This is a genomic window from Rhodopseudomonas rhenobacensis, assembly GCF_014203125.1.
Classification (GTDB): Bacteria; Pseudomonadota; Alphaproteobacteria; order Rhizobiales; family Xanthobacteraceae; genus Rhodopseudomonas_A; species Rhodopseudomonas_A rhenobacensis.
In genome coordinates, this window is the sequence record NZ_JACHIH010000014.1 from 18,696 (window position 1) to 42,335 (window position 23,640).

Annotated in this window: 17 protein-coding genes; 14 read left to right on the top strand and 3 right to left on the bottom strand. The window is 65.3% G+C overall.

Features of this window, described 5'->3' with window-relative positions; genetic code table 11:
• Positions 1-189 precede the first annotated feature (189 nt).
• The 7 genes from HNR60_RS12340 (at position 190) to HNR60_RS12370 (ending at position 10,645) form a co-directional block, all read left to right on the top strand.
• Complete coding sequence (locus HNR60_RS12340) at positions 190-603, top strand: cache domain-containing protein (protein WP_246432920.1); 414 nt, start codon at positions 190-192, stop codon at positions 601-603.
• 50 nt (positions 604-653) lie between these two features.
• Positions 654-2,360 carry a methyl-accepting chemotaxis protein gene (locus tag HNR60_RS12345; RefSeq protein ID WP_184257863.1) on the top strand — a complete coding sequence of 569 codons (1,707 nt, stop codon included), beginning with the start codon at positions 654-656 and terminating at the stop codon, positions 2,358-2,360.
• A gap of 292 nt (positions 2,361-2,652) precedes the next feature.
• Complete coding sequence (locus HNR60_RS12350) at positions 2,653-4,002, top strand: globin-coupled sensor protein (RefSeq protein WP_184257865.1); 1,350 nt, start codon at positions 2,653-2,655, stop codon at positions 4,000-4,002.
• A gap of 66 nt (positions 4,003-4,068) precedes the next feature.
• Positions 4,069-5,451, top strand: coding sequence for an ethanolamine ammonia-lyase subunit EutB (locus HNR60_RS12355; RefSeq protein WP_184257867.1), 1,383 nt, complete (start codon positions 4,069-4,071; stop codon positions 5,449-5,451).
• A gap of 257 nt (positions 5,452-5,708) precedes the next feature.
• The gene (locus HNR60_RS12360) at positions 5,709-7,295 is read left to right on the top strand and encodes a B12-binding domain-containing radical SAM protein (RefSeq protein WP_184257868.1); all 1,587 of its coding nucleotides are present in this window, start codon (positions 5,709-5,711) and stop codon (positions 7,293-7,295) included.
• Positions 7,296-7,305: 10 nt separating this feature from the next.
• A complete protein-coding gene (gene eutC, locus HNR60_RS12365) occupies positions 7,306-8,091 on the top strand; it encodes an ethanolamine ammonia-lyase subunit EutC (RefSeq protein ID WP_184257870.1) in 786 nt (261 codons plus the stop codon).
• Between the two features lie 163 nt (positions 8,092-8,254).
• A complete protein-coding gene (locus HNR60_RS12370) occupies positions 8,255-10,645 on the top strand; it encodes an efflux RND transporter permease subunit (RefSeq protein WP_184257872.1) in 2,391 nt (796 codons plus the stop codon).
• A gap of 274 nt (positions 10,646-10,919) precedes the next feature.
• On the opposite strand, the gene HNR60_RS12375 is transcribed toward HNR60_RS12370, so the two are convergent.
• Complete coding sequence (locus HNR60_RS12375) at positions 10,920-11,423, bottom strand: hypothetical protein (RefSeq protein ID WP_184257875.1); 504 nt, start codon at positions 11,421-11,423, stop codon at positions 10,920-10,922.
• A 549-nt stretch (positions 11,424-11,972) separates the two neighbouring features.
• Here HNR60_RS12375 and HNR60_RS12380 point away from each other — a divergent pair.
• The 6 genes from HNR60_RS12380 (at position 11,973) to HNR60_RS12405 (ending at position 18,125) form a co-directional block, all read left to right on the top strand.
• A complete protein-coding gene (locus HNR60_RS12380) occupies positions 11,973-12,206 on the top strand; it encodes a hypothetical protein (protein WP_184258031.1) in 234 nt (77 codons plus the stop codon).
• A 193-nt stretch (positions 12,207-12,399) separates the two neighbouring features.
• Positions 12,400-13,278 (top strand): squalene synthase HpnC, encoded by an 879-nt coding sequence (gene hpnC, locus HNR60_RS12385; protein WP_184257877.1) that lies wholly within the window; start codon positions 12,400-12,402, stop codon positions 13,276-13,278.
• On the top strand, positions 13,275-14,114 hold the full coding sequence (gene hpnD / locus HNR60_RS12390; protein WP_184257879.1) for a presqualene diphosphate synthase HpnD: 840 nt from the start codon (positions 13,275-13,277) through the stop codon (positions 14,112-14,114). The genes hpnC and hpnD overlap by 4 nt, the downstream gene beginning before the upstream one ends.
• Positions 14,115-14,125: 11 nt before the next feature.
• Positions 14,126-15,379: a hydroxysqualene dehydroxylase HpnE gene (gene hpnE, locus HNR60_RS12395; RefSeq protein ID WP_184258033.1), complete on the top strand. Its 1,254-nt coding sequence runs from the start codon at positions 14,126-14,128 to the stop codon at positions 15,377-15,379.
• Between the two features lie 59 nt (positions 15,380-15,438).
• Positions 15,439-17,403, top strand: a complete 1,965-nt coding sequence (gene shc / locus HNR60_RS12400; RefSeq protein WP_184258036.1) for a squalene--hopene cyclase — start codon at positions 15,439-15,441, stop codon at positions 17,401-17,403.
• Positions 17,400-18,125: a phosphorylase gene (locus HNR60_RS12405; RefSeq protein WP_184257881.1), complete on the top strand. Its 726-nt coding sequence runs from the start codon at positions 17,400-17,402 to the stop codon at positions 18,123-18,125. Before shc ends, HNR60_RS12405 begins: the two co-directional genes overlap by 4 nt.
• 118 nt (positions 18,126-18,243) lie before the next feature.
• Here HNR60_RS12405 and hpnH read toward each other — a convergent pair whose 3' ends face one another.
• Positions 18,244-19,398 (bottom strand): adenosyl-hopene transferase HpnH, encoded by a 1,155-nt coding sequence (gene hpnH / locus HNR60_RS12410; protein WP_184257883.1) that lies wholly within the window; start codon positions 19,396-19,398, stop codon positions 18,244-18,246.
• A 42-nt stretch (positions 19,399-19,440) separates the two neighbouring features.
• Positions 19,441-20,385, bottom strand: a complete 945-nt coding sequence (ispH, locus tag HNR60_RS12415; RefSeq protein ID WP_184257885.1) for a 4-hydroxy-3-methylbut-2-enyl diphosphate reductase — start codon at positions 20,383-20,385, stop codon at positions 19,441-19,443.
• A gap of 280 nt (positions 20,386-20,665) precedes the next feature.
• Here ispH and hpnN point away from each other — a divergent pair, with 280 nt between their 5' ends.
• On the top strand, positions 20,666-23,254 hold the full coding sequence (gene hpnN / locus HNR60_RS12420; protein WP_184257888.1) for a hopanoid transporter HpnN: 2,589 nt from the start codon (positions 20,666-20,668) through the stop codon (positions 23,252-23,254).
• Positions 23,255-23,640: the final 386 nt, after the last annotated feature.

Sequence of the window (23,640 nt, forward strand, 5' to 3'; positions counted from 1 at the left end):
TGGCATCGAAATTCCGTAAGGTGGCATTGCTACCTGGGGTTTCTACCTATCGCGCCTTAACGCTTAGTTGGTGTATTTGCGGCAGGCTGTGACCAGGCGCGGCAAGAAAGCCGTCGCTCCCTTGTGTCACGGAGATTCGATGTGAACGCCAAGATGTCCCGCCTGATGTGTTGCGCGGCCGTTGCCGCAATGCTCCCGTTCGCAGCTCACGGCGGCGAGGGCGTCGGCAAGGACGACGCCATCGCCATGGTGAAGAACGCGGTGACGTTCATCAAGGAGCAGGGGCCGGACAAGGCCTATCCGGACATCAGCGACAAGGCCGGCAAATTCGTCAAGGGCGACCTTTACGTCGTGGTCTATCAGCTCGACGGCAAGGTGCTGGCGCACGGCTCCAATCAAAAGTTCATCGGCAAGGACATGATCGACGCCCAGGACGTCGACGGCAAGCTGTACGTCAAGGAGCGCGTCGAGTTCGCCGCCAAGCAGCCGTCGTTCTGGCAGGACTACAAGTTCGTCAATCCGGTCAGCAAGAAGGTCGAGCCGAAGCAGATGTATTGCGAGAAGCTGGACAACACCGCGGTCTGCGCGGGCATCTACAAGTAACCACCGGCATCGCGATTGCCGGCTGACGCGCTGAACGAGCGAAGGGTGCCATGCTGAAGCTGATCAGGAACCTCGGTTTGCCGTGGAAGGTTCAGCTCGCGCCGACGTTGCTGATCGTCGCACTAATCGGCGTCGGCGCCTACACCCTGCAGACGCTGAAGCTGAACCGGGAAAATGCCGACGCGCTGATCGCAGGCCCGGTCCGGCAGTCCGAGCTCGCCGGCGAGCTCGACTCCACGCTGTGGGAAGCCCACGCCAAGCTGTACCGGCTGGCCGCGATGGCCGCCAATGAAACCGACGCCAGCAAGATTGCGGTGGCCTCCAAGGAGGCCTCCTCCGCCGCCGCCAAGGTTCCGACCGCGTTGAAGGCGATCGAAGGCGTGTTCGATCCGACGGCGGTGAAGCCGGAGATCCTGCGCAAGCTGAAGACCGCGGTCGCCGGCTATCTCAAGCAGTCCAGCGGCGCGATCGACATGGCCGACGGCGATCCCGGCTCGGCGATGATGTTCATCAAGGGCGCCGAGCGGCATTTCGGCGAGATCGATCAATTGACCGACCAGCTGACGCTGGCCAGCAATGAAAGCCGCGATCTCGAAGTCGCGCGCTCCGGGATGCGGCTCGAGCAGCAGCAATCACTGTTGCTGGTGATCCTGGTCGCGGTGGCGCTCACCGGCGTGTTGCTGTCGTTCCTGATCGGCCGCGACATCTCCCGTCCGGTGGTGGCGATGGCCCGCGCGATGCGCGAATTGGCCTCCGGCAATTTCGAAGTGCAATTGCCAGGGCTCGATCGCCACGACGAGGTCGGCCAGATGGCCCGCGCGGTCGAAGAATTCAAAGTTCAGGCCGCCGCCAAGGCCGAGCGCGAGGTCGCCGAGCGCGAAGAGAAGAGCCGCGAACTCGCCGCCGCCCGCCGCATCGAGTTGCACGAACTCGCCGAGCGTTTCGAATCCGCGGTCGGCAAGATCATCGAAAACGTCGGCACTGCCTCGGGCGAATTGGAAAATTCGGCGATCGTGCTGGCCAACAGCAGTGCCGCGACGCAACAGCTCAGCACCGTGGTGACCGCGGCTTCGGAGGAGACCTCGAGCAACGTCCAATCGGTGGCGGACGCCACCGAGCAGATGGCGGCCTCGATCAGCGCGATCGGCAGCCAGGTGCAACTCTCCGGCAAGATCACCGACGAGGCGGTGCAGCAGGCCAAAGACACCGACGCGCGGATCGCCAAGCTGGCGCTGGCCGCGGGCCGCATCGGCGACGTCACCGAGATGATCGCCAGGATCGCGGCGCAGACCAATCTGCTGGCGCTCAACGCCACGATCGAATCCGCCCGCGCCGGCGAGGCCGGGCGCGGCTTCGCCGTGGTGGCGCAGGAGGTCAAGGAACTCGCCTCGCAGACCGCGCAGGCCACCGGCGAGATCAGCGCGCAGATCGCCGAGATGCAGGCGGCGACCGAGGAATCCGTGGTGGCGATCAAGCAGATCGGCGGCACCATCGCCCGGGTGTCGGGGATCGCCGCGACCATCGCGGCGTCGATCGAGCAGCAGGGCGCCGCGACGCGAGACATCGCCCGCAACGTGCAGCAGGCGGCGGTCGGCTCCACCCAGGTCGCCAACAACATCGGCGACGTCAGCCGCGGCGCCAGCGACATCGGCTCGGCGTCCTCGCAGGTGCTGTCGTCGGCGCAACTGCTGTCGAGCGAGAACAAGCGGCTGAAGGCCGAGGTCAACAAATTCCTCGCCACCGTCCGGGTCGCGTAGTCGAACGGGTTGGCCGCGCCTGCAAGTGGCGTTTGCCGTCACGATCTCCAGACAGGGGGATCAGTCGCATGGTTCGCAAGAGTTCCGGTTGCGTAGTCTTACGTAGCTTAGAACTCACGAAAAATTCTGTTTTCTGGTACCATTTGATTAGATAGCTGATTTGTCACGCGGTGCTCAGGACGACGATGCATCGCGGCGGACACCGAAGCCGAACCAGTATAGCCACATGACGTAGTGGCAGCCTTCGAATTTGACCCGTTCCGGCCCTGCCGGCCAATGCCGCGAGATCGACATGAGCAACACCTCTACGATTGCCGAGCGCCTCAAATTCAATCTGATCGATCAGGACACCATCGCCGCGCTGCGGGCGGGGAAAGCCTTCGTGTTGGCCGAGCTGGAGCCGATCCTGGAGCGGTTCTACCAGCACATCGCCCGCTTCCCTGAAGTGTCGGCACATTTCAAGACTCCGGAGCGGATGGCCCATGCCCGCAAGATGCAGATCAAGCATTGGGGGGTGATCCTCGACGGCCGGTTCGACGATGCCTATGAGGCCTCGGTCACCAAGGTCGGCGAGGTCCACAACAAACTCGGCCTCGAGCCGCGTTGGTACATCGGCGGTTACAACGCGCTGGTGTCCGGGCTGATCGAAGCGGTGGCGCTGCGGATGCCGACCGGGCGATTCGACCGTCACGCGCTGCAGAAGAAGACCGCGCTGCAGCAGGCGATCATCAAGGCCTCGATGCTGGACATGGATTACGCGATCGCGGTGTACATCGAAGCCGGACGGCGCGACCGCCGCACCGTGCTGGAGAAGCTGGCGGACGGATTCGAAAAGTCGATCGGCGGGGTCGTCAACATCGTGGCGTCGGCCGCGACCGAGCTGCAGGCTTCCGCGGAATCGATGACCGGATCGGCCAAGGCCGCGGCCACGCGATCCGAAGTGGTGAACAGCGCGTCGAAAGACGCCTCGAAGAGCGTGCAGTCGGTCGCCGCCGCCACAGAGCAGCTCACCAGTTCGACGATGGAGATTTCCCGCCAGGTGCACGAATCGGCGCGGATCGCCGGCGGTGCTGCGCGCGACGCCGATCAGACCGCGGCGACCATGAAGCGGCTGTCGGACGGCGCGCAGAAGATCGGCGCGGTGGTCGACCTGATCAACAACATCGCGGCGCAGACCAATCTGTTGGCGCTCAATGCCACCATCGAGGCGGCGCGCGCCGGCGAGGCCGGCCGCGGCTTCGCCGTGGTGGCGCAGGAAGTGAAATCGCTCGCCGAACAGACCGCCAAGGCCACCGCGGAGATCGCCGGCCAGGTCGGCGACATCCAGAGCTCGACCGAGGACTCCGTCGCGGCGATCGAGAACATCACCGGGGTGATCCGCGCGGTGAACGAAATCTCCTCGACCATTGCGGCCGCGGTGGAACAGCAGAGCGCCGCCACCGTCGAAATCTCGCGCAGCATCCAGGACGCCGCGCGCGGCACCGACGAGGTGGCGAGCAACATCGCCGGCATCACCGCCACGGCGGGCGACACCGGCGCGGCGGCCGGCGAGGTGCTGAACGCGGCCTCCGAACTGTCGCGGCAGTCGGAGAAGCTGCGCGGCGAAGTGACGTGCTTCCTGCTCACCGTTCGGGCAGCATAAACGCCGCCTCTCATGCTAGGTTTCCGAACGGTCGCGGCGCCATCGCCGCGCCGCATCGGAGCCGCCATGGTCTATCGCCACACCATCGACCAGCACAGCTTTGTGTTCGCCGATCTGCGGGATCTGCTCGCCAAGGCGACGCCTTCGCGCTCCGGCGATCGTCTCGCCGGGCTCGCCGCCGACAGCGCCGAACAGATGATCGCCGCAAGGATGGCGCTGGCAGATCTGCCGCTGCGGCAGTTTCTCAACGAGGCGGTGGTGCCTTACGAAGCCGACGAGGTGACGCGGCTGATCATCGACAGCCACGACGCCGCGGCGTTCGGGCCGATCGCCGCACTCACCGTCGGCGGCTTCCGCGACTGGCTGTTGTCGGACGCCGCGTCCCCTGAAGTGCTGGCCGGCATCGCGCGCGGCGTGACGCCGGAAATGGCCGCGGCGGCCTCGAAGCTGATGCGCAACCAGGATCTGATTCTGGTCGCGAAAAAGTGCGCGGTGATTACTCGGTTTCGCAATACCATCGGGCTGCGCGGCCGGATGAGCGTGCGGCTGCAGCCGAATCATCCCTATGATGACGAGCGGGCGATCACCGCCTCGATCGTCGACGGGCTGATGCTGGGTTCCGGCGACGCCTGCATCGGCATCAATCCGGCGAGCGACGATCCGGCGGTGCTCGGTCGCCTGGTGCAACTGCTCGACGACATCATCGCGCGCCTGCAGATCCCGACGCAAAGCTGCGTCTTGACCCACGTCACCACCACGCTGTCGCTGATCGAGCAGGGCCTGCCGGTCGATCTGGTGTTCCAGTCGATCGCCGGCACCGAGGCGGCCAACCGCAGCTTCGGCGTCGATCTGGCGTTGTTGAAACAGGCGCATCAGGCCGGGCTGTCGCTAGGGCGCGGCAGCGTCGGCCACAACGTGATGTACTTCGAGACCGGGCAGGGCTCGGCGCTGTCGGCCAACGCCCATCACGGCGTCGACCAACAGACCTGCGAGGCCCGTGCCTATGCGGTGGCGCGCGCCTTCGATCCGCTCTTGGTCAACAGCGTGGTCGGCTTCATTGGGCCGGAGTACCTGGCCGACGGCAAACAGATCATCCGCGCCGGGCTGGAGGATCATTTCTGCGGCAAGCTGCTCGGCCTGCCGCTCGGCGTCGACATCTGCTACACCAACCACGCCGAGGCCGATCAGGACGACATGGATACCCTGCTGACCTGCCTCGCCGCCGCCGGCGTCACCTTCATCATGGGAATACCGGGCGCCGACGATGTGATGCTGAACTACCAGTCCACCTCTTTCCACGATGCGCTCTATGCGCGGGAGGTGTTCGGCTTGAAACGCGCGCCGGAGTTCGACGACTGGCTGCGGCGCACCGGGCTGGCCGGAACGGACTGCCGGCTGTCCGAGCAGGACCTGCTGCTGCCGGAATTCGCCGCGCGGCTGATCGCCTGACACTGCGGGTCTGAACCGGCCGGGCGCGGCGCGCGACTGACAATGAGGCCCGCCACAATCTTGAGGAATTTCTGGCCCAGCTTCGACAGCCATGCTTAATTGCCATGGCTCGGCGGTTCTCGATGCGTGGAACGGTTCGGCTCACTGCGGATTGCCTTGGCGTCAAGCATTTGCCACCTCTCCCTTGAATCGCTCTGGATGATCTGGAACCGGGAGTTGCCGCGGGTCGATGAGTCTGTTTCAGGGGGGGGAGTCCAATGCGAGCTGAAGGTGGCTTTACAGCCCGACGCATCCTATGCGTGTTTCCGCGCTACACTTCCTCGTTCGGCACGTTCGAACATGCCTATCCGCTGACCGACGGCGTGCAGGCCTTCATGCCGCCGCAGGGCATTCTGGTGATCGCGGCCTATCTGCCGGAGAACTGGGACGTCCGCTTCGTCGACGAAAACATCCGCACAGCCTCGCCCGATGATTTCGAGTGGGCGGAGGCGGTGTTCGTCTCCGGCATGCATATCCAGCGCAACCAGATGAACGACATCTGCCGCCGCGCCCACGCCTTCGATCTGGCGGTGGCGATCGGCGGGCCCTCGGTGAGCGCCTGTCCGGATCATTATCCGAGCTTCGATTATCTGCACATCGGCGAACTCGGCGACGCCACCGACCAGTTGATCGCGCGGCTGGCGCGCGATCCGTCGCGGCCCGATCAGCAGGTGGTGCTGCAGACCGAAGACCGGCTCGACATGACGCTGTTTCCGATTCCGGCCTATGAGCTCGCGGAATGCAGCAAGTATTTTCTCGGCAGCGTGCAATATTCCAGCGGCTGCCCTTATCAATGCGAGTTCTGCGACATTCCGGGGCTGTACGGCCGCAATCCGCGGCTGAAGACGCCGGAGCAGATCGTCACCGAGCTCGATCGCATGCTGGAATGCGGCATCCAGGGCTCGGTGTATTTCGTCGACGACAATTTCATCGGCAACCGCAAGGCGGCGCTCGATCTCTTGCCGCATCTCGTCGAGTGGCAGAAGAAGACCGGGTTCTCGATCCGGCTGGCGTGCGAGGCGACGCTGAACATCGCCAAGCGGCCGGAAATCCTGCAGTTGATGCGCGAGGCGTATTTCACCACGGTGTTCTGCGGCATCGAGACCCCGGAGCCGGAAGCGCTGCGGGCGATGCACAAGGACCACAACATGGCGGTCCCGATCATGGAAGCGATCGAGACGCTGAACGGCTACGGCCTCGAAGTGGTGTCCGGAATCATCCTGGGCCTCGACACCGACAAGCCGGATACCGGCAAGAACCTGCTGCACTTCATCGCCGAATCGCAGATTCCGCTGTTGACCATCAACCTGTTGCAGGCGTTGCCGAAGACGCCGCTGTGGGACCGGCTGGAGCGCGAGCATCGGCTGATCGCCGACGAGGACCGCGATTCCAACGTCGACTTCCTGTTGCCCTATGACGACGTGGTGGCGACCTGGAAGGAGTGCATGGCGGAGGCCTATCAGCCGGACAAGCTCTTGGCGCGCTTCGAATACCAGATCGAACACACTTACGGGAATCGGCGGCCGTTGCCGGCGACGCGGCAGCGCGCCTCGTGGGCGAACATCAAGCGCGGCCTGATCATCATGCGCAATGTGTTCTGGCAGATCGGCTTTCAGGGCGACTATCGCCGGGCGTTCTGGAAATTTGCCTGGCGGCGGATGCGGCGCGGCGAGATCGAGCATTTTCTCAGCGTCATGTTGGTGGCGCATCATCTGATCGTTTACGCCCGCAAGGCCTGCACCGGGCAGGCCGCCGCCTCGAATTATTCGCTGCGGCTGCGCGAGGCGTCGGTACCTGCGGAATGAAACAGCCGGAATGACCTCGCAACCGCCAAGCTCTCCCCTGCCATCGTTGCGCGACCTGCGCCGGCTGACGCCGGCCCGGGTCGGGCTCGGCCGCGCAGGCTCGAGCCTGCCGACCAGGGCGTTGCTCGACTTCACGCTTGATCACGCCCGGGCCCGCGATGCGGTGCATTCGGCGTTCGACAGCGCGAGGCTCGCCGCGGAGCTGGCGGCGCTCGGGCTCGCAAGCTCCGAGGTGGCGAGTCGCGCCCGCGGCCGTCACGACTATCTGGTGCGGCCCGATCTCGGCCGGCAGCTCGATCCGGCGTCGCGCGACGCGCTCGCGCGAATTGGCGGCGCTTGCGATCTGGTGCTGGTGATCGGCGACGGGCTGTCGCCGACTGCGGTCAATGCCCGCGCGGTCGACGTCGTGCGCGCGCTGCTGCCGCGACTGGCGGAGGCCCACATCGGGCTCGGCGCCGCGGTGGTCGCCACCGGCGCCCGGGTGGCGCTCGGCGACGAAATCGGCGTGCTGCTCGGCGCGCGGATGGTGCTGGTGCTGATCGGCGAGCGGCCGGGGCTGTCGGCGCCCGCCAGCCTCGGCGCTTACCTCACCTATGGGCCGCGACCGGGGCTCACCGACGCGGAGCGCAATTGCGTCTCCAACATCCATGCCGCGGGAATCAGCAACGACGAGGCGGCGTTCAAGATCGCCTGGTTGCTGCGTGAGAGTTTCGCGCGGCAACTCTCCGGCGTCGCGTTGAAGGACGATAGCGGGCTGCAGGCCCCGGACCTGCCGCGGCGGCTCGATGCGACCTGATGCCCGGCCGCAGGCGCGCGCGCTTGCGAGACCGGAACCAGATTTGCCACACGGGCGAGGTGATTTCTCGCCTGTTTTCAAAGAACTAGCACCGATTTGCGGCGGTCGCATTGATGCCCGGAACGGCTGCTAGATCACAGACGCCGATAGGACTGGACAGTTTATGCTCGATAAGAACGCCAACGGATCCGACGTCGATGAATTGAAGCGGCGGTCGGTCAGCATCGCCTTCGGCATCGAGCGGCTGGGACTGATCGCGGTGAAGACCCCGATCCTGTCCTGCGTCATCCTGCTGGCGCTGGTGGTCGCGGCGATCTTCGGCATCCAGCGGATCAAGATCGACGATTCGCTGAGCCAGTTGTTTCGCTCCAACTCCAAGGAATACCGGCAGTACGAGGAAGTCACCAAGCGCTTTCCCTCCACCGAGTTCGACGTGCTGGTGGTGGTCGAGGGCAAGACGCTGCTGGCCCGCGACAACCTGGAGAAAGTCCGCGACCTCGTCACCGACCTGCAGCTGGTCGACGGCACCCGCGGGCTGATCTCGCTGTTCTCGGCGCGGCAGGCCCCGGCGCCGGGCAAGCTGCCGGCGGCGCTGTTTCCCAACGAATTGCCGCAAGGCGCCGACTACGACAAATTCATCGAGACGGTGAAGTCGAACGAGATCATCCGCGGCAAGCTGCTGTCGGACGACGGCACGCTGGCGCTGATCGTGTTGTCGCTCGACCCCGAGGTGGTCGGCAACAACAAGCTCAGCAAGACCGTCGGCGAAATCCGCAAGATCATGAACGACGATCTCGCCGACACCGGCTTGTCCAAGCAACTGTCCGGCGTGCCGGTGATGCAGCTCGAAATCCGCAACGCGGTGGAGCGCGACGGGCTGATCTACAATATCGCCGGGATCCTCGCCGGCTGTCTGATCGCCATCATCTTCTTCCGCAAGGTGTCGTTCATGATCGTCGCGGCGTTTCCGCCGCTGTTGGCGATCCTGTTGGCGCTCGGCGCGCTGGGCTGGGCCGGCTTCAGCCTCAACATGTTCCTCAACGTGATGACGCCGCTGATCATGGTGATCAGCTTCTCGGATTCGATGCAGCTCACCTTCGCGGCGCGTGACCGGCTGTTGGCGGGCGAGGACCGCTTCTCGGCGTTCCGCAACGCCGTGCTGGTGGTCGGGCCGGCCTGCGTGCTGACCCACGCCACCGCCGGCATTTCGTTCCTGGCGCTGCAGTTCTCCGACTCCGACCTGATCCGCGCCTTCGGCGAGGCCGGGCTCGCCGCCACCGTGATCGCGCTGATCGCGGTGCTGTCGCTGGTGCCGGTGTTCGGCGTGCTGTTGGTGCGCAACGAGCAGGTGTTTGCGGCGAAATTCCAGGCCGCCGACGCCGGCGTCAACGCGCTGCGGCGGTTCTGCTACTGGATCGCGGTGCGGATGGTCGGCCGACCCGGGCTGTTCAGCCTGATCGCGGTGATCGTGGTCGGCGGCTTGGCGGTGATCTATGCCAATCTGGAGCCGCGCTATCGGCTCGCCGATCAGGTGCCGGACAAGCAGCAGGCGGTGGAGGCGTCGGGCCGGCTCGACGCCAAACTGACCGGCGCCAACCCGATCGATATTCTGGTGGAATTCCCCAAGGGGCAGACGCTGTATTCGCCGGAGACGCTGCAGACCATCGCCGACGTCCACGCCATGGTCGAAAAGCAGGCCGGCGTCGGCAACGTCTGGTCGCTGGAAACGCTGCGGCGCTGGCTGGCCGAAAAGGCCGGCAGCTCCGACACAGCCACGCTGCAGGAATACGTCAACGTGATTCCCGAGCATCTGGTGCGCCGCTTCATCTCCGCCGACCAGACCGCGGTGGTGGTCTCGGGGCGGGTGCCGGATCTCGACTCCAGCGAAATCCTGCCGGTGGTGGAGAAGCTCGACAAATCGCTCGATGCGGTGCGGCAGAAGCACCCGGGCTACGAAGTCGCGGTCACCGGGCTGTCGGCGATCGCGGCGCGCAACTCCGCCAACATGATCCAGAAGCTCAACCACGGGCTGACCATCGAATTCGCCCTGGTGGCGGTGTTCATCGGCCTGGCGTTCCGCTCCGTGGTGGTGATGCTGGCCTGTATCCTGCCCGGGATTTTCCCGGTGGTGCTGTCGGGCACCGTGCTGTGGGCACTCGGGGAGGGGCTGCAATTTGCCAGCGTGGTGGCGCTGACGGTGTCGTTCGGGCTGGGACTTTCCGCCACCATCCACTTCCTCAACCGCTTGCGGCTGGAAGACAAACCCGGCGTCGGCTCGGCGCTCGCGGTCGAGCGCGCCACCGTGCTGGTCGGCCCGGCCTTGATCCTGACCACGGTGGTGCTGGCCTGCGGGTTGGTGGTGACGGTGTTCTCCGACCTGCCGTCGCTGCGGCTGTTCGGCTGGTTGAGCGCCTTTGCGATGGTCGCGGCCCTGGTGGCCGACCTGTTCATCCTGCGGCCGACCGCGATGTGGCTGCTCACGACGTCGCAGCGTCTGCGCGGCGCGCTGCCGGGGCGGGCCAAGGCTGTGGAGTCGGAGTCGGCCGAGCTCTAGAGAATTTTCCGTTAGGATTGATGCGGTTCAAGAGTCACTGGCCGTCATTCCGGGGCACGAGAAGCTTCGCTGCGAGTGCGCCCGGAATCCATAACCACCGCAGCGGTTATGGATTCCGGACTTGCTCGTTCTTCGAACTCGCAATCCGGCTCACCGCATCGGCACGAAAAAAAGCGGCCGACCTGGGCATGATGCCCGGATCGGCCGCTTGGCGTGAGCCCTGCGTAGCGCCGGAGCACATCCGGCGCCGAAATGGTTAGCTGCGCACCATGCTTTAGCTGCGCACCATCGAGATGTTGACGCCGCGAATCTCGCCCTTCGAGCTGATCGAGACCGACTGCTTGTTGCCGCGCGTGGTCAGGGTCAGGTTGGCCGCAAAGCCGGCGGCTTCGACGAACACTTCGATGTGGCCGCCGCCGGCGCGGCCCTGCAGATTGCCGTTGAGATTGCGGCTGGCTTCGCTCCAGGTGCCGGAGACGGTGCCGCCCTGGCTCACTACCCGGCTGCTGAGATCGAATTTGTAGCTATCGGACGCGCAGCGCAGGGTCTGGTTCAGCCCCTGGCCGCCGCCGCCGACACTGTAAGTGGCCCGGCAACGAATCCGCTCGTTGCTGCCGTCCGACAACGACACGGTGCCGGTGCCCGACCAGACCCCATCAAAGCCGGCGAACGGGCCGCCCGATTGTGCGTGGCTCGCTGGCGCTGACAGCACGAGCGCGGCGGCGACGCCAGCGGCCTTGAGCGCGGGCATGGAGAATCCGGAGCGAAGCAGTCTCATATTTCGTTACCTCTGAAAATTGCCGTTCCCGCCAGGAAGGTTTGCCGCATCCGTCAGGTTAGTCGTGTCGAATGTGGTTCGGTTCAAGCCATATAAGTAGGGTCGCGGTGGCCGCAACGCCAGATGCGATCCGCGCCCCGACCACTCAAGCTGCGGCCGGCGGGGCGATCGCAATCATGATGGGTTGACGGCGCAAACCGCGTCGAGTTCCTGATCGAACGAAATCTTTTCCAAATTTGAAATGCCGGTGCGGCGCCACGGTGGCGATCGGGAAACCTTGTCTGATTTTGACAGCGCCGCAAATTTGGCCGCATTTGCAAGCGCAACTGGCGGCGAAACGTCGCCAAGAAGGGTTTACCGCAAGGACGGATCCGCGTAAGCGTTCCGCCCTTGAACGATGTTCGGCATCGATGGAACGGCGCCGGCTTTGGCGCGCTACATATCGGTGGACGAACGCGTTGCCTGTGCGGCAGACCGCATTTTAGGCTGCACCGCGATCGCTCCGCTGTGATTGAATTGACACCCTCTGCCCCCACTGTGAAGGACACCATGCCGAAAATTATTCTTGCTGTGAGCTTGCTTCTCGTTGCCATTTCCAGCGCCAATGCCCAGCAACAACGCAGCGGCACCAAACAAGAGCAGGAAGCCTGCTCGCGCGACGTCTCGCGCTTCTGCCGGCCGTTGATGGACCAGGGCGATTTCGTGATTTTGGCCTGTCTGCAGCAAAACCGGCCGAAATTGACCAAGGCTTGCAACCAGGTGTTGGTCAACCACGGTCAGTAAAGCCCTGGTGTTGGACCGGCTGCCGCCCCGCGCGGCGGTCCGGCGGATCCCGGAACAGCCGACAAGCCTTAGATATCGTTGGTGAAGCCTCCGGATTTCCCTTATATGGCGTCGCGATCCGTCCCGCTCCGGGCCTGCCCGGGGAGTGACGGCGCGCGACGTCACCCCTGTTTTGAGCGAGTTAGCCGTCCCGATGACCTCCGCCAGCGAGCTGCGATCCGGCAAGACCCATAAGGACGAGAACTTCCCGGTGGCGTCGTGGATCATCCACCCGCGGCACCGGGAATTGATCCTGGCGTTCTACAATTTTGTCCGCACCGCGGACGACATCGCCGACCACGCCGAGCTCGGCGCAGCGGCCAAGCTGAACTATCTCGATCTGATGGAATCCGAGCTGCTGGGGCAGGGCGACAGCCAGCCCGAGGCGGTCAATCTGCGCCGCGCCTTGGCGGCGCGCGCGATGCCGCCGCGCCATGCGCTCGACGTGCTGACCGCGTTTCGCATGGACGTCACCAAGCAGCGTTACGAGACCTGGGACGAAGTGATCCACTACTGCCGCTATTCCGCCATGCCGGTCGGCCGCTTCATGCTCGACGTCCACGGCGAGAGCACCGCGACCTGGGCGGCCTCGGACGCGCTGTGCGCCGGCCTGCAAATCAACAACCACTTGCAGGACTGCGGCAAGGACTACAACGCCCTCAACCGGGTGTATCTGCCGCGCGACGCGCTCGCCGCGGCGGGCGCCGCGGTCGAAGACCTGGCGAAGCCGCGCGCCTCGGCGGCGCTGTTGCAATGCCTGCAGGCTTTGGCCGTGCGCACCGAAGGGCTGCTGATCGAAGCCAAGTCGCTCAGCGCCGAGGTCAAGGACGTCCGGCTCGGGCTCGAGGTCGCGGTGATCCAGGCGTTCGCCGACAAGATCGTCGGGCTGCTCAAGGTCCGCGATCCGCTCTGTGACAACGTGCATCTCAAGCCGCTCGATCTCGCGCTGTCCAGCGCCGGCGGCATTTCCGCGGAACTGATCCGTCGAATCATCGGTCGCCGCGCGACCGCGAAACCGGCGCCGCGCGCATGAATCAGCAAGCCACCTCAACCCCGGCCAAGCACCAGGGCGTCGCGCTCTCCAGTTCGTTCTACGCCGCGATGCGCATTCTGCCGCGCGAACAGCGCGAGGCGATGTTCCAGGTCTACAGCTTCTGCCGCTATGTCGACGACATCGCGGATTCCGACGGGCCGCGGCCGCAGCGTCTGGCCGATCTGCAGCAATGGCGCGACGATATCGACGCGCTGTATAACGGCACCCCGCCGGCGCGGCTGCGCGATTACACCGCCTCGGTGCAGCGCTTCGGACTGAAGCGGAAGGATTTCCTCGACATCATCGACGGCATGGAAATGGACGTGCCGGCCGACATCCGCGCCCCCGACGAGGCGACGCTCGACCTGTATTGCGACCGCGTCGCCAGCGCGGTGGGCCGGCTGTCGGTGCGGATCTTCGGGCTGCCGGAGAACGACGGGTTGTCGCTGGCCTATCATCTCGGCCGCGCCCTGCAATTGACCAACATCCTGCGCGACATCGACGAGGATGCCGGCATCGGCCGGCTCTATCTGCCGCGCGAAGGCCTGCTCGCCGCCGGCATCACCAGCACCGATCCGCAGCTGGTGATCGCGGAGGCGGCGCTGCCGCGGGTCTGCGCGCCCTTGGTGGCGCGGGCGCAGTCGCACTTCAAGCGCGCCGACGAGGTGATGAACCGCAATCCGCGCCGGCTGGTGCGTGCGCCGCGGATCATGTCGAAATACTACCACGCCATCCTGCGACTGCTGATCGCCCGCGGCTTCGACCTGCCGCGCGCGCCGGTGAAACTCGGCAAGGCCTCGCGGATCGCGATCCTGCTGCAATACGCGATCATCTGATGCCCAAGACCGTGCAGAAGACCGTTCATATCATCGGCGCCGGAATCTCCGGGCTGTCGGCCGCCGTCCGGTTGGCCAAGGCTAACTACCAGGTTCACGTCCACGAGGCGATGCAGCAGGCCGGCGGCCGCTGCCGTTCGTATTTCGACGCCGCGACCGGGCTGACCATCGACAACGGCAATCATTTGTTATTGTCCGGCAACAGCGCCGCGGTCGGCTATGCGCGCTCGATCGGCACCGAGGCCGGGCTGGTCGGCCCCGCCACCGCGCAGTTTCCGTTCGTCGATCTTGCCAATGATGCGCGCTGGACGCTGCAGCTCGGCGACGGCCGGTTGCCGTTGTGGGTGCTCGACGACGCGCGCCGGGTGCCCGGCACCACGCTGCGCGACTATCTGGCCTTGATGCCGCTGATCTGGGCGCCGACCACGAGGCTGGTCGGCGATGCGATCCGCTGCGAGGGCACGCTGTATCGCAACCTGGTGCAGCCGTTGTTGCTCGCGGCGCTCAACGTCGATCCGCCGGAAGGCTCCGCGGGGCTTGCCGGCGCGGTGGTGCGCGAGACGCTGCTCGCCGGCGGCAAGGCCTGCCGGCCGCTGATCGCGCGCGACGGCTTGAGCGCGGTATTGGTCGAGCCGGCGGTGGAGTTGTTGCGCAATTCCGGCGCCAACGTCCAATTTGGCCACGAGCTGCGCAAGCTCAGCTTTGCCGACGGCAAGATCGGCGCGTTGGATTTCGGCGGCGACAGCATCGCGCTCGGGCCGGACGACGCCGTGGTGCTGGCGGTGCCGCCGCGGCCCGCCGCGATGCTGCTGCCCGGCGTGAAGACCCCCGGCAAATATCGTGCGATCGTCAACGCGCATTTCAACTACGCGCCGCCGCCCGGCCAGCCGCCGCTGGTCGGCGTGGTCGGCGGGCTGGTGGAATGGCTGTTCGCATTCCCGAACCGGCTCTCGGTCACCATCAGCAACGGCGACCGCCTGGTCGAACTGCCGCGCGAACAGCTCGCCGCCGAGATCTGGCGCGAGATTTGTACGCTGACCGGGATCGCGGCAGAATTGCCGGCCTGGCAGATCGTGCGCGAACGCCGCGCTACCTTCGAAGCTACCCCGGAACAGAACGCGCTGCGTCCGGGGCCGGTCACCGCCTGGAACAACCTGGTGCTGGCCGGCGACTGGACCGATACCGGACTGCCGGCGACCATCGAAGGATCGGTGCGTTCCGGCAATCGTGCCGCCGACCTCGTGCAGGCCATCGGCCGGCGCTGAGCGCCGCAACGGCACCCTTTGGCAAGACATAGTTGAGCAGTTACGGAGCGACCAGCGATATGCAATCCGGGATCAACGAGCAGCCGATGATCGGCCGCGAAGCGCTCGATGCCAGCATCGACGCCGCGACGCGCGCGCTGCTGGGATTTCGGCAGGACGACGGCCACTGGGTGTTCGAGCTTGAGGCCGACTGCACCATTCCGTCGGAATATCTGCTGCTGCGGCACTATCTCGGCGAGCCGGGCGACGTCGCGTTAGAAGCCAAGATCGGCAACTATCTGCGGCGGCTGCAGGGCGCTCATGGCGGCTGGGCGCTGGTGCATGACGGCGCCTTCGACATCAGCGCCAGCGTCAAGGCCTACTTCGCGCTGAAGATGATCGGCGACGACGTCGACGCGCCGCATATGGCGAAGGCCCGCGAGGCGATCCGATCGCGCGGCGGCGCGATCCACAGCAACGTGTTCACCCGCTTCATGCTGTCGATGTTCGGCATCACCACCTGGCGCAGCGTGCCGGTGCTGCCGGTCGAGATCATGCTGCTGCCGATGTGGTCGCCGTTCCATCTCAACAAGATCTCCTACTGGGCGCGCGTCACCATCGTGCCGCTGATGGTGCTGGCGGCGCTGAAGCCGCGGGCGGTGAATAGGCTGCAGGTCGGGCTCGACGAACTGTTCCTGCAGGATCCGAAGTCGATCGGGATGCCCGCCAAGGCGCCGCATCAGAGCTGGGCGCTGTTCAAGCTGTTCGCCGGCATCGACACCGTGTTGCGCACGATCGAGCCCTGGTTCCCGAAGCGGCTGCGCGCGTATGCGATTGGGCTCGCGGTGAAGTTCATCGAGGAGCGGCTGAACGGCGAGGACGGCCTCGGCGCGATCTATCCGCCGATGGCCAACACCGTGATGATGTACAAGGTGCTGGGCTATCCCGAGGACTATCCGCCGCGCGCGATCACCAGGCGCGGCATCGACAAGCTGCTGGTGATCGGCGACGACGAAGCCTACTGCCAGCCCTGCGTGTCGCCGATCTGGGACACCGCGCTGAGCTGCCACGCGCTGCTCGAAGTCGGCGGCGAGGCGGCGGTGCCGCCGGCCAAGCGCGGCATCGACTGGCTGGCGCCCAAGCAGGTGCTCGACCTCAAGGGCGACTGGGCGGTGAAGCGCCCGGAACTGCGCCCCGGCGGCTGGGCGTTCCAGTACAACAACGCGCATTATCCGGACCTCGACGACACCGCGGTGGTGGTGATGGCGATGGACCGCTCGCGCCGCGCCACCGGCAGCGCCGAGTATGACGAGGCAATCGCGCGGGCCCGCGAATGGATCGAGGGCATGCAGTCCGACGACGGCGGCTGGGCGGCGTTCGACGTCAACAATCTGGAATATTACCTCAACAACATCCCGTTCTCCGACCACGGCGCGATGCTCGATCCGCCGACCGAGGACGTCACCGCGCGCTGCGTCTCGATGCTGTCGCAGCTCGGCGAGACCGCGGCGAGCAGCAAGCCGCTGGCCGACGGCCTGGCCTATCTGCGGCGTACCCAGCTACCGGAAGGCTCCTGGTACGGCCGCTGGGGCATGAATTACATCTACGGCACCTGGTCGGTGCTGTGCGCGCTGAACGCCGCCGGTCTCGATCACCAGGACCCGGCGATTCGCAAGGCGGTGGCGTGGTTGGAGTCGGTTCAGAACGCCGATGGCGGCTGGGGCGAGGACGCCGAGAGCTACCGGCTCGATTACAAGGGATATCAGCAGGCCCCGAGTACCGCCTCGCAGACCTCGTGGGCGTTGCTGGCGCTTATGGCGGCCGGCGAGGTGGAATCCGCCGCGGTGGCGCGGGGGGTGGAGTACCTAAAAAGCACACAGAGCGGAAAAGGCTACTGGGACGAGCAGCGATATACCGCTACGGGCTTTCCGCGGGTGTTTTATTTGCGTTATCATGGCTATGCAAAGTTCTTTCCGCTGTGGGCGCTGGCGCGGTATCGAAACCTCAGGAGCACCAACAGTAAGGCGGTAGGGGTCGGGATGTGATTTTGGGGGCGGGGGACCACTCGTCCGCGAGCAACTCGTTTGACTCGCGGCCGGTGTTGATTGTGACTGGTTTGGTGCAGGAAGCCCGCATCGCCGCGGGGCCCGGATTGACCGTCATCTGCAGCAGTAGCGATCCGCAACAGCTGCGGATGCTGCTCGCGGTGTTCGATCCAAAGACCGTGCGCGGCGTGGTCAGCTTCGGCGTCGCCGGCGGCCTCGATCCCAAACTGCGAACCGGCGACATCATCCTGGCCACCGAAGTGATGGCCGGCGCACGGCGCTGGGTCGTCGCGCCGGAGCTGAGCCGGGAACTGCTCGCCGGCGCCGATCTGGAACGCCAGCGCATCGTCCGCGGCGGACTGGTGGGCGTCGAGAAGGTGGTCGGCGCGCGCGACGCCAAGGCCGCGCTGCATTCCGAGACCGGGGCCGCCGGCGTCGACATGGAAAGCCACATCGCGGCGGATTATGCCGCCGAAGCCGGGCTGCCGTTCGCGGCGCTGCGGGTGGTCAGCGATCCGGCCAGCCGGGCGCTGCCGTCGCTGGTCGCCACCGCGATCAAGCCGAACGGCGACATCGACCTGCGCAAGGTGCTGCGCGGCGTGGCGCGCAATCCCGCGACCATCAAGGCGCTGGTCTCGACCGGCATCGACTTCAACCGCGCGCTGCGCAGCCTGCGCGGCTGTCGCAGCCTGCTGGTGGACGGCGGCGGTCTGGTCGCCTGAGAGGCCGCCAACTCTCCAGCGTCCCGCGTTGAGCGCAAAATCACCCCCGCGTTGAGCGCAAAAAAAACGCAGCTTTGCGGCTGCGCTTTTTCGTTACGTTGCTAACCCGCTGACCGGCTCAAGCTGCGGACGACGCCTGCTTCTGCGTCTTGGCCTCGGCGGCTTCGTCGCGGCGGATCTCCGACAGCCGCTTCTGCACTTCCGACGAGAAGATGTACTGCGCCGGACGCTGGTTCTGCAGATTGATCTCCGGCGCCATCGGCCCCTCGGTGCGAATGCCACGGATCGACACCCACAGCGCCTTCAGCGGATTGACCAGCGAAGCATTCGCCGCGGTCGGCTCGTAGCCGCAATGCGCCATGCAGTCGGCGCACTTCTCGTACTTGCCGGTGCCGTAGCTGTCCCAATCGGTGGTCTCCATCAATTCCTTGAAGGTCGCCGTGTAGCCCTCGCCGAGCAGGTAGCAGGGCTTCTGCCAGCCGAAGATGTTGCGCGCCGGCATGCCCCAGGGGGTGCACTCGTATTCCTGATTGCCCGCGAGGAAATCCAGGAACAGACCGGAATGCATGAAGTTCCACTTCTTGCCCTTGCCGAGCGCGAAGACGTCGCGGAACAGCTTCTTGGTCTTGGTGCGGTTGAGGAAGTGCTCCTGATCGGGCGCCCGCTCATAGGCGTAGCCCGGCGACATCGAGACGCCGACGCCGAGTTCGGTGGTGAAGTCCATGAACTTGGCGATGTCTTCGGCGGAATGGCCGTCGAACACCGTGGCGTTGACGTTGACGGTGAAGCCCTTGGCCTTCGCCGCCTTGATCGCCGACACCGCGCGGTCGAACACGCCCTCCTGCGACACCGCCTTGTCGTGGTGCTCCTTCATGCCGTCGAGATGCACCGAGAAGAACAGATAGGGCGACGGCTCGAACAGATGCAGCTTCTTCTCGAGCAACAGCGCGTTGGTGCACAGCGAGACGAATTTCTTGCGTTCCACCAGGCCGCGGACGATCTCGCCGATCTCCTTGTGGATCAGCGGCTCGCCCCCCGGAATCGCCACCATCGGCGCGCCGCATTCTTCGGCTGCGTCCCAGCATTCCTGCGCGGTCATGCGGCGATTGAGGATAGCGTCGGGGTAGTCGATCTTGCCGCAGCCGACGCAGGCCAGATTGCAGCGGAACAACGGTTCGAGCATCAGCACCAGCGGGTAGCGCTTGCGGCCCAACATCTTCTGCTTGATCAGATAGCCGCCGATCCGCAGCTCTTTGAAAAACGGGATTGCCATTACTAGTCTTTTCTTTCCTGGAACGGATTTTCAGGGAGCGCTTCAGGCCGGGGCCAACTCGGCCGGCAACAGAAACTCGATGTTTTCTTCACGCCCGGGGAGTACTGACACCACGACGGGTCCGATCCGCCGCAGTGCTTCGATCACGTCGTCGACCAGAACCTCGGGGGCCGATGCCCCGGCGGTGATGCCGACGGCCTTGACGCCCTTCAGCCAGTCCGGATTGAGCTCGCTGCCGTCTGCAATCAGGTAGCTCGGAATTCCGACCTCGGTTCCGATCTCGCGAAGCCGGTTGGAATTGGAACTGTTGGTGGCGCCCACCACCAGGATGAGGTCGACCAGCTTCGACAGGTCTCTTACCGCAGATTGCCGGTTCTGTGTCGCATAGCAGATATCCCGGATGTCCGGCCCCTGGATGTCCGTAAAGCGCTGCCCCAGCGCGGCAATGATGTCCTTGGTGTCGTCGACGCTGAGCGTGGTCTGGGTGATGTAGGCCACCGGGGTGTCGGCCGGCAGCGTCAGCGCGGCAACGTCCTCGACGTTCTGCACCAACAGCACCGGCCCGGAGACCTGGCCCATGGTTCCCACCACCTCGGGATGCCCGGCATGCCCGATCAGGATCAGGGCGCGGCCTTTCGACATATAGCGCTTGCCCTGATTGTGGACTTTGGTGACCAGCGGGCAGGTGGCGTTGAGCACCGGAAGCCCGCGCGCGGCGGCCTCTTCCTCGACGCTGCGCGCCACCCCATGGGCGCTGAACACGGTCACCGCCTTGGGCGGAACTTCGGACAAGTCCTCGACGAAGATCGCGCCCTTGGCTTTCAGGCTCTCGACGACGTATTTGTTGTGCACAATTTCGTGTCGGACATAGACCGGGGGGCCGTATTTCTCCAGCGCGCGTTCCACGATCTCGATCGCGCGCACCACGCCGGCACAGAATCCGCGCGGCTGCGCCAGAAAAACCTCAAGGGGACGAACATTATACAAGGGCACCGTCCTGATTTCGCGTGCGGTGAAAACTAAACCACCAACCATACCACGGTACGGCTGGTGTGGCGTGCCATCGACATATACGGTCCCGGCCGCGATTCAACGCGGTTGGCAACCGAGCCTCAAGCGATTAATTCGGCAGCAACGATCCTTCCGATCGTCATAAGCCATTTTGTCGCATCATTGAAGGCAAGACTTCGCGGAGCCGGACCGGCCGTTGGAACTGCGATAGATCAAGCGTATTTTAGGCGAGCCGAGAGCAATAGAAAGAGAAAAAGTGCTGACAAGTGTTGTCGTATCCATTGTCAAAGCTTGCACCCGCTTCGCCGTTTCTACTGTCCTGATCGCAATAATCCTTGCGATCGCCGCCGGCGTGTACACATCGCGGAATTTCGGCATCAACACCGACGTCAACCGGCTGATCTCGCCGGATCTCGACTGGCGCAAGCGCGATATCGCGTTCGACAAGGCATTCGACCAGGAACGGCTGGTTCTGGCCGTGGTGGATGCCCCGACCCCGGAATTCGCCAATGCCGCGGGCAACGCGCTGGCCGAAAGATTATCTCATAATAACAAAGACTTCGACTCCGTGCAGCGGCTCGGCGGCGGGGAGTTCTTCGACAAGAACGGGCTGTTGTTCCTGCCCACCAAGGAGGTCGGCGAGTTGACCGGCCAGTTCCAGGCGGCGGCGCCGTTGCTGGAAATCATGGCGGGCGACCCCAGCCTGCGCGGCCTGACCGGCGCGCTGGAGACCGCGCTGGCCGGCGTCAAGCGCGGCGAGCTCGCCCTCGACAGCACCGCTAAGCCGTTCACCACCATCGCCGAAACCATCGAGACCGTGCTGAAGACCGGCTCGGGCTATTTCTCCTGGCGCGGCCTGGCCAGCCCGACCCCGCTGACCGATGGCGATCGCAGGGCCTTCATCGAGGTCAAGCCGGTGCTCGACTTCCAGGCTCTGCAGCCCGGCAAGACCGCGACCGATGCGATTCGGCAGGCGGCCGCGGACCTCAATCTCGCCGGGGTCTATGGCGCGCGGGTCCGGCTCACCGGGCCGGTTCCGATCGCCAACGAGGAGTTCGCCACCGTGCAGGAGGGCGCGCTGGTCAACGGCGTCGGCACCGTGGCGGTGGTGCTGCTGATCCTGTTCCTGGCGCTGCATTCGGGGAAGATCATCTTCGCAGTGTTCGTCAATCTGATCGTCGGGCTGTCGATCACGACCGCGGTCGGCCTGATGATGGTCGGATCGCTCAACCTGTTGTCGATCGCCTTTGCGGTGCTGTTCGTCGGGCTCGGCGTCGACTTCGGCATCCAGTTCAGCGTCCGCTATCGCTCGGAACGCTACAAGAGCGGCGATCTGCGCATCGCGCTGATCAAGGCCGCGGAATATTCCGCGGTTCCGCTGTCGCTGGCGGCGATGGCGACCACCGCGGGGTTCCTGTCGTTCCTGCCGACCGACTACAAAGGCGTCTCCGAACTCGGCGAGATCGCCGGCGCCGGCATGGTGATCGCGTTCCTGTCCAGCATCACCGTGCTGCCGGCGCTGCTCGAACTGATCAATCCGGCCGGCGAAAAGGAACCGCTCGGCTACGCCTTCCTGGCGCCGCTCGATCGCTTTCTCGAGGATCATCGCGTCGGCATCGTCGGCGGCACGATTCTGATCGCGGTGCTCGGCCTGCCGCTGCTGTACTTCCTGCATTTCGACTTCAACCCGATCAATCTGCGCAATCCCAAGGTGGAATCCATCGCCACCTTCCTGGATCTGCGCAAGGATCCGAATGCCGGCGCCAATGCTGTCAACGTCATGGCGCCCTCGGTCGCCGCGGCGAAGGAAGTCGAAGCCAAGATGCAGAAGCTGCCGCAGGTGCTGCGCACGATGTCGCTCGACAGCTTCGTGCCGGAGGACCAGCCGGAGAAGCTCAAGCTGATTCACGACGGCGCCAAGATTCTCAATCCCGCGCTCAACCCGGATTCGGTCGATCCGGCTCCCTCGGACGAAGAGAATATCGCGGCGCTGCAAAGCACCGCGGAGAACCTGCGCAAGACCGCCGGCGAGCAGACCGGCCCCGGCGCGCAGGCCTCGCGACGCCTCGCCGACGCGCTCGGCAAGGTGGTCGCCGCGGATCAGCCGACCCGCGACAAGGTGCAGGCGGTGTTCGTCGCGCCGCTGCAGCTCGCGCTCGATCAGTTGCGCAATCTGCTGCAGGCGGCGCCGGTGACGGTGCAGACTTTGCCGGCCAGTCTGGTGTCGGCTTGGACCACCAAGGATGGCCAGGTCCGCGTCCAGGTGCTGCCGCAGGGCGATCCCAACGACAACGATACGCTGCGCGCCTTCGCCGGCGCGGTGCTGTCGGCGGCGCCGGACGCGGTCGGCGGCCCGGTGTCGATTCTGAAATCCGGCGACACCATCGTGTCGGCGTTCATTCAGGCCGGGCTGTGGGCGCTGTTGGTGATCGGGCTGCTGCTGTGGCTGTGCCTGCGCCGGATCGGCGACGTGCTGCTGACGCTGGTGCCGCTGTTGGTGGCCGGTGCGGTGACGCTGGAAATCTGCGTGCTGATCGGACTGCCGCTGAACTTCGCCAACATCGTCGCGCTGCCGCTGATGCTGGGCATCGGCGTGGCATTCAAGATCTACTACGTGACGGCGTGGCGCGCCGGCCACACCAACCTGCTGCAGTCCGCATTGACCCGCGCGATCTTCTTCAGCGCGCTCACCACCGCGACCGCGTTCGGCAGCCTGTGGCTGTCGAGCCATCCGGGAACCGCCAGCATGGGCAAGCTGCTGGCGCTGTCGCTGCTCACCACGCTGGCCGCGGTGCTGCTGTTCCAGCCGGCGCTGATGGGCAAGCCGCGCAAGCCCGAGGAGTAGCCGGGCTTCGCAGCGCTCGCCATGCGGCAACGCTCGGCGGGTCGCCGTCGGCACCCCGCGCCAGTCTCGGCGCGGGTGACGCATTTACCTCTCGGTCGTCGCCGGCGATTTCGAACCGGGTCGAATAAATCCACCATGCCAGCGCGGCTGCCCTTGTTTTGCCGGATCGGCATTGTTCTTATCGGTTCGGCCCGGTATCGTCGTCCGACGTCAGCTCCGCACATGCTCCCGTTGCAGTCTGCGACCCCAGGGTTGCGCTGCCGTCTTCAGCTTCAGCTTTCCAGTCACCCGTCGGAGCGGGGCGAGCGCGGGTCCAAGCCAGTCAAAAAAACTCCGAACCAGGTAGAAGTCCGCATCTTATTCCCCCGGGCTGTCCAACTTTGTTC